Origin of the sequence: Spirulina sp. CS-785/01, assembly GCF_028330525.1 — a bacterium.
Taxonomy (GTDB): domain Bacteria; phylum Cyanobacteriota; class Cyanobacteriia; order Cyanobacteriales; family Spirulinaceae; genus JAQMSD01.
The window spans coordinates 1-8,217 of sequence record NZ_JAQMSD010000219.1; the positions used below are offsets into that span (position 1 = coordinate 1).

At 43.8% G+C, this 8,217-nt stretch carries 14 protein-coding genes; 10 read left to right on the top strand and 4 right to left on the bottom strand.

Translation table 11 applies throughout. From position 1 onward, the window contains the following. Positions 1-306: 306 nt before the first annotated feature. Entirely contained in the window at positions 307-933 is a 627-nt protein-coding gene (locus tag PN462_RS14340) for a hypothetical protein (RefSeq protein WP_272129124.1), read from the top strand. Positions 934-1,193: 260 nt separating this feature from the next. Here PN462_RS14340 and coaE read toward each other — a convergent pair whose 3' ends face one another. Beyond that, positions 1,194-1,814 (bottom strand): dephospho-CoA kinase, encoded by a 621-nt coding sequence (coaE, locus tag PN462_RS14345; RefSeq protein WP_272129126.1) that lies wholly within the window; start codon positions 1,812-1,814, stop codon positions 1,194-1,196. Between the two features lie 80 nt (positions 1,815-1,894). Here coaE and secG point away from each other — a divergent pair, with 80 nt between their 5' ends. Both secG and PN462_RS14355 read left to right on the top strand, forming a co-directional pair. Continuing rightward, the gene (gene secG, locus PN462_RS14350) at positions 1,895-2,125 is read left to right on the top strand and encodes a preprotein translocase subunit SecG (protein ID WP_272129128.1); all 231 of its coding nucleotides are present in this window, start codon (positions 1,895-1,897) and stop codon (positions 2,123-2,125) included. A gap of 7 nt (positions 2,126-2,132) precedes the next feature. Next, positions 2,133-2,906: a peptidase gene (locus PN462_RS14355; protein WP_272129129.1), complete on the top strand. Its 774-nt coding sequence runs from the start codon at positions 2,133-2,135 to the stop codon at positions 2,904-2,906. Between the two features lie 155 nt (positions 2,907-3,061). Here the strand turns inward: PN462_RS14355 and PN462_RS14360 are convergent, their stop codons facing one another. Beyond that, positions 3,062-3,799: a phycocyanobilin:ferredoxin oxidoreductase gene (locus PN462_RS14360; RefSeq protein ID WP_272129131.1), complete on the bottom strand. Its 738-nt coding sequence runs from the start codon at positions 3,797-3,799 to the stop codon at positions 3,062-3,064. Positions 3,800-3,909: 110 nt separating this feature from the next. Here PN462_RS14360 and tatA point away from each other — a divergent pair, with 110 nt between their 5' ends. Beyond that, positions 3,910-4,092 (top strand): twin-arginine translocase TatA/TatE family subunit, encoded by a 183-nt coding sequence (tatA, locus tag PN462_RS14365; protein ID WP_443029178.1) that lies wholly within the window; start codon positions 3,910-3,912, stop codon positions 4,090-4,092. On the opposite strand, the gene PN462_RS14370 is transcribed toward tatA, so the two are convergent. Beyond that, entirely contained in the window at positions 4,054-4,254 is a 201-nt protein-coding gene (locus tag PN462_RS14370) for a hypothetical protein (protein ID WP_272129135.1), read from the bottom strand. The two genes, tatA and PN462_RS14370, sit on opposite strands and share 39 nt — an antisense overlap. A gap of 6 nt (positions 4,255-4,260) precedes the next feature. Then, positions 4,261-4,710: a Fur family transcriptional regulator gene (locus PN462_RS14375; RefSeq protein ID WP_272129136.1), complete on the bottom strand. Its 450-nt coding sequence runs from the start codon at positions 4,708-4,710 to the stop codon at positions 4,261-4,263. Between the two features lie 373 nt (positions 4,711-5,083). Between PN462_RS14375 and PN462_RS14380 the strand changes: the two genes are divergently transcribed. The 6 genes from PN462_RS14380 to PN462_RS14405 all read left to right on the top strand — a co-directional run bounded on the left by PN462_RS14380 (position 5,084) and on the right by PN462_RS14405 (position 8,090). Continuing rightward, entirely contained in the window at positions 5,084-6,184 is a 1,101-nt protein-coding gene (locus tag PN462_RS14380; protein WP_272129138.1) for a hypothetical protein, read from the top strand. 108 nt (positions 6,185-6,292) lie between these two features. After that, positions 6,293-6,532 (top strand): hypothetical protein, encoded by a 240-nt coding sequence (locus PN462_RS14385; protein WP_272129140.1) that lies wholly within the window; start codon positions 6,293-6,295, stop codon positions 6,530-6,532. Positions 6,533-6,596: 64 nt separating this feature from the next. Beyond that, complete coding sequence (locus PN462_RS14390; RefSeq protein ID WP_272129142.1) at positions 6,597-6,836, top strand: hypothetical protein; 240 nt, start codon at positions 6,597-6,599, stop codon at positions 6,834-6,836. Between the two features lie 47 nt (positions 6,837-6,883). Beyond that, positions 6,884-7,357 (top strand): CRR6 family NdhI maturation factor, encoded by a 474-nt coding sequence (locus tag PN462_RS14395; RefSeq protein WP_272129144.1) that lies wholly within the window; start codon positions 6,884-6,886, stop codon positions 7,355-7,357. Next, complete coding sequence (locus PN462_RS14400; RefSeq protein ID WP_272129146.1) at positions 7,354-7,608, top strand: SemiSWEET transporter; 255 nt, start codon at positions 7,354-7,356, stop codon at positions 7,606-7,608. Before PN462_RS14395 ends, PN462_RS14400 begins: the two co-directional genes overlap by 4 nt. Positions 7,609-7,688: 80 nt before the next feature. Further along, positions 7,689-8,090: a hypothetical protein gene (locus PN462_RS14405; RefSeq protein WP_272129148.1), complete on the top strand. Its 402-nt coding sequence runs from the start codon at positions 7,689-7,691 to the stop codon at positions 8,088-8,090. Positions 8,091-8,217 lie beyond the last annotated feature (127 nt).

Here is an 8,217-nt window from a genome sequence, read left to right on the forward strand (position 1 = left end):
GGTTTGGAGTCGCCCTCACCCCCCAACCCCCTCTCCCAACCTTGGGAGAGGGGGAGAAAATGTCTCTCACAAGTGTCTGAAACAACGGTGTCTCGTTCTACAATTTCTCACCTTGACAGGGCTGGCAATGCCCACCCTACAATGATTAAGACTTCACAAAGATAGTGGATATGGGGGGTGGATTCTGTATTAATACAACTCAAGGGAATTTCACAATTATTTTAATGTTACCAAAAATTAAAAAGAAAAGCCAATTTCGATCAACCTAATCTAAAATAGAAAAAGGTAGAATAGATTAGGATTGTCGTGAACCAAGTTTTAACACGCTCCCTTCTCCAACAACAGTTAGCCAGCAAACCTCATAATTGGATTATTTTTCAGCAAATCTCAAACGCCGTAAATTTCCTCAAAAATACATCTTTTCCAGACTTAGAAACAGATCGGTTATGTCCGGTTGATATTTTTCTAAAAATTCAACAAGGGTTAGCTGAAATTTGTATTCATAACAATCAGCTTTTATGGACAGTTTGTTTATATCCTATTATAACCCATAAAACCCTGACGATCATGGAAATTGGCACGATTTATAAAAATAAATTCTTATGTCAAGAACTCCATTTACCCACAAGGTCTAAAGATTTAATTCAAGCAGCGCAAACTATGGGAAATCAAGCGGGGGCGACTAAGTTAATGGCAGTTATTCCTAGTCATTGTGCTAAACATAATGAGCAATATATTAAAGCCTTTATTAACTGTGGTTTTCGGGAAATGAGTTACCAAGATCAGCAAGAGTTAGCCCCTTATCTCGCTTTATATCATACGGTAGAAATCGGAGAAAGAGTTACATTAAATGATGGGATAACGCTGCCCATTCATTCTTTATTTTATGATCACAGCAATCATAAAGAATTAATCTTGATTTCTAATCTATAGCTGTAGGGTGGGCAATGCTAGTCCTGTCAAGGTAACTGATCCAATATTTCTGGTTGGGTTTCACTCCGTTACACCCAACCTTGTATCTTGACAGGGGTGGGTGGGCAATGCCCACCCTACACCTAAATTTTTAATTTTTCAATTGGTCTATTAACCCGTTTTAACGGGTTTCAGCTATTAGCCTTGGGTTTTAACCCAAGGCATACACTACGAACGGATTGATAATTTTTGAGTGTTGATGTTTTTTACATTGCTAATTTTTAAGGGTTTATTTTTAATTGTTGATTGGACATAACCGAAGATAAATATTTATCAACTTGCTGATAAAGATTATCTAAATCGGCGTTATTTTTAATTACGACATCGGCTTGTTGCTCTTTTTGGTCTAACGGGAATTGGCTGTCAATTCGGGCTGATGCTTGCTCTGGGGTGAGTTGGTTTCGGTGACAGAGACGGTTAATTTGTTCTTGACGAGAACAAGAAATGACCCAAATTTGCTCTACTAAGTCGGTGAATTGTGCTTCAAAGAGGAGGGGAATGGCTAATATGGCAATTTTATGTTTTAGTCTGGATAAGGTCTCTTGAAACCGTTGGCGCACAAAGGGATGTATTTGTTTTTCTACCCAGTCTCGCGCTTGGGGATCATTAAAAATGATTTCTCCGAGTTGGCTGCGGTTTAAATGGCCGTCGGGGTGTAGGATGTGAGAACCGAATTGATTGGCTAGGGCTGTTAAAATGGGTGAATCCTTGGCTACTGCTTCCCGTGCATAGACATCTGCATCTAAAATAGGCAATTGGTGCGCGGTGGCTAAATATGCTGTTACTGTGCTTTTCCCTGTGGCAATGCCTCCGGTTATGCCAATTCGATAGGGTTGGCTCATCGACTCTCCCCAATTCTGTTACAGTGATAAAAAGAGATTTTGAAAATTTCGCTTAATTTTAGTCTAATTGTCTTCGTCCTATGAATGTTACTCAATTAATGCAGATTGTCTGGGGTTTATCCGCCCTTTTGTTGATTGTTCTCGTTTTGTTACATAGTCCCAAAGGTGATGGAATTGGGGGGATTGGTGGACAAGCGCAACTTTTCACCAGTACCAAAAGCGCGGAAGTTACGCTTAACCGGGTGACTTGGGTGTTGAGTATTTTATTTATGAGTCTCACTGTTGTTTTGAGCGCGGGCTGGTTAGCATAGAGAGAGGATGTTAGCATCATTCTTTTTCCTGAGTTGGTTCAGTCGAGGAGTGAAGCATTACAAGCGTCACTGGTTGAAATACTGGGGACGCTTGGTGCTATTCGGGGTGGTTTTGGTGTTATGTTTGGGGGGATTGCGGGGAGTGTATGGGGCAACGAGTCTCCCTTCGCTTCAGGTGCATCCCTTACCCCCTACGCTTCGGGAATGGACTGATCAAGAGAATGCAGGGGATTATTTTGCCCAGGTGGAGGAAACGCCTGTGGGGTATTTGGTTTGGTCGGAGTTTCCGGTTACGGTGTATTTAGATCGGAGAGAGGGGGAGGATGATCTGTGGGTGAAGGCGGTGAGAAAGGCGATCGCGGCTTGGAATGTCTATCTCCCTTTGGTGGAAGTGGAACAGCCCGAAGATGCTGATATTATCTGGGTGCGATCGCGCCCTCCCCTCCGGGCCACCGTCAACCGAGAAACGCGAGAATTAGACATTGCAGGGGCAAGAAACGCCGAAACCAGCTACAAGTTATACCTCACCGAAACCAAACCCCCCCAACTCTCCCACCGTTTTAAAATCCTCCTCAGTCCCCATCAAAGTTATCATCACACCCTCGGCACAGCACGTCACGAACTCGGCCACGCTTTAGGCATTTGGGGCCACAGCGACAACCCCCAAGATGTCCTCTATCCCTCACAAGTGAGTGATCCCCCTCCCATTTCCCCCAGAGATTTAAACACCTTAAAAAAGGTCTATCAGCAACCCACCAAACTCGGTTGGGAGATGCCTTAATGGGGGTTTAGAGACTAAAATAATGTACTGGCAATTATCTTTATCTTTATTCAATGTCCAAAGAATATATTATTTACTGTGAAGCTATGGTTTGTCGAGTCTCTCGATATTGAGCCAAAATTAGCCTAAGAAACCCGGTTTCTCCCTAACTTCCCCTAAAATTCTTCCGGTAAGTCAAATAAGACAGAATTCATATAAAACTCGGCCCACTCGTCTCCGAATGCTTTTTCTAAGACGCGACGGGTTTTGTCATTTTGCCGTTGTTGGGTGCAATAATATTGTTGTCCCGCTAAATTTCGCGCTTGGTCTTCGGGGGATAAGGGGTTTGCGGCCACTGCTTGCTGACAATGGACGGTTAAAAAATGACTGACTCTGGCTAAAAACCGTTGTTCGTCTAACTCGGTACTGGGACGCACAAAGAGACAAAATTGTGAGAAGATGTCCCCCCATTCCGGTAAGTCACGGGGTTGGGAAAAATGATCGGCCTCTAAAGTAGGGATATTTTGTAGATAGCCTGGGGATAATTGTCCCATAGTGGGGGATAAATCTGCGATCGCAGCACTAATTTGACCTCTCCCCCCCACTAAATCACAACCAAACATGGGCAAGTTATACTCTAAGCGGGGAAACATCACACAATGCAGGATGTCTAAATTCTTCCCCACCTTCGCTAACTCTAGGTGTAATTTCCGAAACTGCGGAGTCTCATAACAGCGATTTTCAATTTTCAGCTTTTCCTCATCTAGCAACCCTTCAATGTAGCTTACCCCCTCCGGTAAGGTATAGGGAGATAGCTGTAAATACTGCTCCCAATGGGATAATAGGGTGTCGGTTAAACGTTGAATTAGGGGATGGAGGTCTTGTTTGAGGGTGGGAGTTGATAAAGTCGCCATACCTTCTACGGTTACTTGAGATACTGATGCAAGTTTCAGCATATACTGTAAGGGAGAACATTGCGGCAGAAGTGTACCGTTTGTTCACAGAAATTAAGGAGCAACCCCCCATGTTCGGTTTAGGATGGCCAGAAGTTTTAATTATCGCAGGAGTCGGACTCCTCATCTTTGGTCCCAAAAAAATCCCTGAAATTGGTAGTGCAATGGGAAAAACCCTACGCGGATTTAAAGATGAACTCAATAATGAGTCTTCTTCAGAGTATCTTGAAGAACAACAGGAGAAAGACAGCTAGATATCCGGAAGTTGGGGAGTCGGGAGTCGGGAGTCGGGAGATGGGAGTCGGAAGATAGGGGAGATGGGGAAGATAGGGGAGATGGGGGAGATGGGGAAGGTGGAGGAGATGGGGAAGATGGGGAAGATAGGGGAGAACAAAAATTAATGATCCATTACCCATTACCCATTACTCCTTTCTATACCCAAAGAAATTAACCCGATATTCACTAATTTTTACCCCCGTTTCTGCTTCGACTTGTGCGAGAATTTCTGAGGGGAGTTCGATATGCACATCAATAATTTGGTCGGTATCTAAACAGTTGACGTGACTATGGGCATCGCTGCTATGTCCGTAGAGACGACCATCACAGCGTTCGACGCATTCAATAATTCCTTGGCTCGATAGGGCTTCTAGGTTCTGATACACTGAAGTATGACCGATTTCTTTGCCTTGTTGATTCAGGCGATCGTAAATTTCCCTTGCAGAAAGATGTTCTTTTACCTCCCAGAGCAATTCTAGAATGTATTTCCGTTGACGACTGAGACGCATTCCTAATGTCTGACAACGCTCATAAGCGTCCTCTAGGGAACGGATAGGGGTTTCAGAAGTTGGGGTAGGAGTTTGCGCTTTAGTCATCGTCTATACAGTAATCAGTAATCAGTAATTAGTAATCAGTAATTAGTAATCAGTAATTAGTCCAAAGAAAGGATTTGTGGGTTGAGTGGCCTGTTACTATCACATCACACTGTATTGAAGCAAAGTGTAGGGGTTTGGTTGTATTGCTCAAGGGGTATTTTTTCCACGGGGATGAGATAGGGGTCTGTCTCAAGGCACTCAATGAAAATGCTGAAAGGATTGTGACGCGAGTTTCTGAGTCGCTACAATTTTGTTGAATCGACCTTTAATCGACTTCTTGGGATTGGGAGGATGAGAGGACTTAATGTTTTGTCGTTATACTTATTCATACTCATTTCAACTTTAACTTAGAAGTCAAGATTTGTCATTCATTATGTCCACTGTTCCCAACTTTATCCACCAACAGTTAGAGGACTGGAAACCCTATTCCCCCCAGTTGGCGAAAATTGCGGGGGGGGTGACGGGTGCGGTGTTGCTTGGTTATTTGCTCGAACAGGGACAGGAGTGGGTAGAATTAAGCGAGGGTCAGATTCAGCAGGCCACGGGGTTAACGCGCAAGGAACAGGAGATGGCCTGTACTGCGCTGAAAAATCGCGGTTTACTGACAGAACAACTCAGTCAGGGGAAAAGACAAGGCCACCTCGAAGAAGGGGTGCTACAGGAGCAAATTACGCAGTTTCAGCAATTGGTGTTTTCTGCACCGAGTCCCCCTCCGTCGCACCCCCAAACTGATCCCTATTTTGCTGCGTCTCGTTTCCCTTCTCGCACCTCTACCACCCCGAATTATCGGTTTGAGGGGCCTTGGAAGTCTCAGGAGGAGTTAAACGCCTTTCACGGGCAATTATTGGAGCATTTTAAGGAAGAGGGCCATCCTCGTCCGGGGGATGCGGCCTTTTATGAAATTGATCGGTTGAGTAAGGGGTTGTTGTCTCCTTACTGGGAGGACTTTCAACAGGGACACCCCATGGGGACTTCTCAGCAAGTGCAACGGGAGTGGGAGGTTGAACCTGGTGTTCCTTATCCGGCGTTTCAGGAGGAACGGGTGCAGTATTATGTCCATAAGGGTGAACCGTTGGAGTCTGCGATGGTGAAGGCCCGTTTTGATTTACAAAACCCGAAAATTGCTCAGGTGTTGTGGGAGGGGTTTTTGCGAAAATGCGATCGCCTTGCCGAACAAGGCCAAAAAGCTCTAGAATTGGGGGTGAAAACGCCTTATTTGCCGCCGTCATTTAGCGATCGCAAGTCCCTCAGCAAACAGTCAGTCATCGAGAAACTGCAAGCATTACAACCCCCTCCCCAACTCGAAGCGGCCCCCCCAGAGGAAAAACCGGAGCATCCCCCCGACCTCGAAACCTTACAAAACGCCTATAATAGCCCATTAGGACGCAGTATTATTGCGAGACAAATTGCCCAACACCCGGAATGGGGATATAAAATTGTTGATGGAGAAATTGTCGATCTTTATCCGTTTTAAGTCTGATATAGCAGTCTCCATTAGCTTATGATAGTTTAATACGAGAATAGCTTACATAAGTCACGGATTGAAAAAAAATTCTTTAAACGAGATACCCTTAATGCTTTTGTGGAAGATTTAAGACGTGAAGGGATGTTTGCTGGTGTAATTGTCACAGCAGTTGGTCTTAGTTCAGATGCTCAAAGGGAATTACAGGGACATAATGCAAAAGATATGGACTTATGTCACAATCAGTTAGAAGATTTATTGAGTGGTGAAGTATCTTGCAATACAATTCAATTTTTGTCAGGTAATTTGAGTGAAAAACTTAAAGTGAGTTTGCGAGAGTATTTAGCCTCTCCGACTTGATTATATTGAGTTTATTATATTAATTGACTCATTATTCTAAATTAACCATAACCGATTAACTCCTATGCAGCCTCTCTCTAACATTGACACATTAAGCCAAAGTCGCGCCACCCCTTCCGAACAAGAACGTCGTCAAATTCGCTTACAACAGCGAGAAGATGATAAAGTGAGGGGGTATGACCAACTGACTGATCTGTGTCGTTTAGGGGAAGATGAACTCGCACAGCAGTTGGCACAACAAAATCCTCAGTGGGGATATGAAATTCGAGAGGGGTTTGTACGAGAAAAAGAGGATTTACAATAGTTGGATTTTCTCCTATTCTAGACTGTAGCTTTGGGGATTAATTAAGCATGACAGAAACCATTAAAATAACAGCGGAAAATATTTACCAACTGGACTTAACTCCGGTTGATAAAGCAATTGAAAAACTTTTAAATAATACCGATTTAGCGACTCGTTCCGATGATCTGGGGTTTGAGATTGATTTTCCTAGGGAAGAAACTGATCCTAGAGAATTATCAGAAATTCCAGAGATTCGTCTTTGGTATTTACGGTTAGATGCTCGTTATCCTTGGTTGCCTTATTTGTTAGACTGGAGAAAGGAATTTTCCCGTTATGCGGCCATGTTAGTCCCCCATCAATTTAATCGGGTTGAGGGGATACAATATAATCCTGAAGCCTTAGAAATTTTTGTGATGGGGAAGATTTTTGTCATTAGTGACTGGTTACAAGAAAAAGGCATATTTGCTCCCAGTAAGCTCAAGGGAATGGCGAAAATGTTAGGTTACGAGTTGGATGATAGTTTTTTTGAGGTGCTGCAATGAATTTAATCACTATGATTGGGTTATTAGCGGGGACTTTAACGACGATTTCTTTTTTACCGCAGGTGATTAAAACGTGGAAAACGCGCTCAACTCGTGATATTTCTTTGGGGATGTTTTCTACGTTTTGTACGGGGGTGGTTTTGTGGATTGTTTATGGGTTGTTTGTGCGAGATGTTCCGGTGTTATTAACCAATTTAGCAACTTTTATTTTGGCAGGAACTGTGCTGTGGTTTAAGTTGCGATATAAATAAAATATAAAATGATATTTTTACAAGACTGAAAACAGCCAAAAGATTGTTTATAACTCTGAATTCAGTTGGATGATAAAATCATGTTTGTTCGCTTTTTGGCTTGGCGATCGCGCTTTCCCTCAACCCTGTGTAAAGGGATTGCCATCACCCTCACCACTTGTTTTTTGGTTCTCCATTTGAGTCCCCTCGCCAACGCCCAATTTTTGGGATGGGAGCAAGCAACCCAGAGCAATTTATTACCGACCCGAGTCACTCGCATCGGCAATATTGAGACAACAGAGATCAAATCAAGTATTGATGGTCGCACCCTCTTGACTATTGCTTCTCCTGCGGTACGCGATTCTCGTTCCGAGACGCTACGCAAACGCACCTCCAGTGACAGTCTCCCCGTAGAAGTCCGGGCCGAACAGGTGACAGCCACCATTGAGCTAGGGGCGACAGCCCCGCGCTCTATCCGACAGGGTGAGCTTCGGGAAGGATAGCCCGACAATTTGAGGATTCGATGTCCGAAAATTGTCAATCAGGAGTATTCTGTTTCTCGACATAAGATTTTAGTTGGGAAACAGTAACCCCTCCACAACTAGCAATAAAGGTGGTGCGTCTATGCCA

Coding starts and splice junctions, on each gene's coding strand:
- PN462_RS14355 (WP_272129129.1), top strand. CDS start 2,133: ATGTTAGCATCATTCTTTTTCCTGAGTTGGTTCAGTCGAGGAGTGAAG.
- tatA (WP_443029178.1), top strand. CDS start 3,910: ATGTTCGGTTTAGGATGGCCAGAAGTTTTAATTATCGCAGGAGTCGGA.
- PN462_RS14405 (WP_272129148.1), top strand. CDS start 7,689: ATGTTTGTTCGCTTTTTGGCTTGGCGATCGCGCTTTCCCTCAACCCTG.
- secG (WP_272129128.1), top strand. CDS start 1,895: ATGAATGTTACTCAATTAATGCAGATTGTCTGGGGTTTATCCGCCCTT.
- PN462_RS14400 (WP_272129146.1), top strand. CDS start 7,354: ATGAATTTAATCACTATGATTGGGTTATTAGCGGGGACTTTAACGACG.
- PN462_RS14380 (WP_272129138.1), top strand. CDS start 5,084: ATGTCCACTGTTCCCAACTTTATCCACCAACAGTTAGAGGACTGGAAA.
- PN462_RS14395 (WP_272129144.1), top strand. CDS start 6,884: ATGACAGAAACCATTAAAATAACAGCGGAAAATATTTACCAACTGGAC.
- coaE (WP_272129126.1), bottom strand. CDS start 1,814: ATGAGCCAACCCTATCGAATTGGCATAACCGGAGGCATTGCCACAGGG.
- PN462_RS14375 (WP_272129136.1), bottom strand. CDS start 4,710: ATGACTAAAGCGCAAACTCCTACCCCAACTTCTGAAACCCCTATCCGT.
- PN462_RS14370 (WP_272129135.1), bottom strand. CDS start 4,254: ATGGGTAATGGATCATTAATTTTTGTTCTCCCCTATCTTCCCCATCTT.
- PN462_RS14390 (WP_272129142.1), top strand. CDS start 6,597: ATGCAGCCTCTCTCTAACATTGACACATTAAGCCAAAGTCGCGCCACC.
- PN462_RS14360 (WP_272129131.1), bottom strand. CDS start 3,799: ATGGCGACTTTATCAACTCCCACCCTCAAACAAGACCTCCATCCCCTA.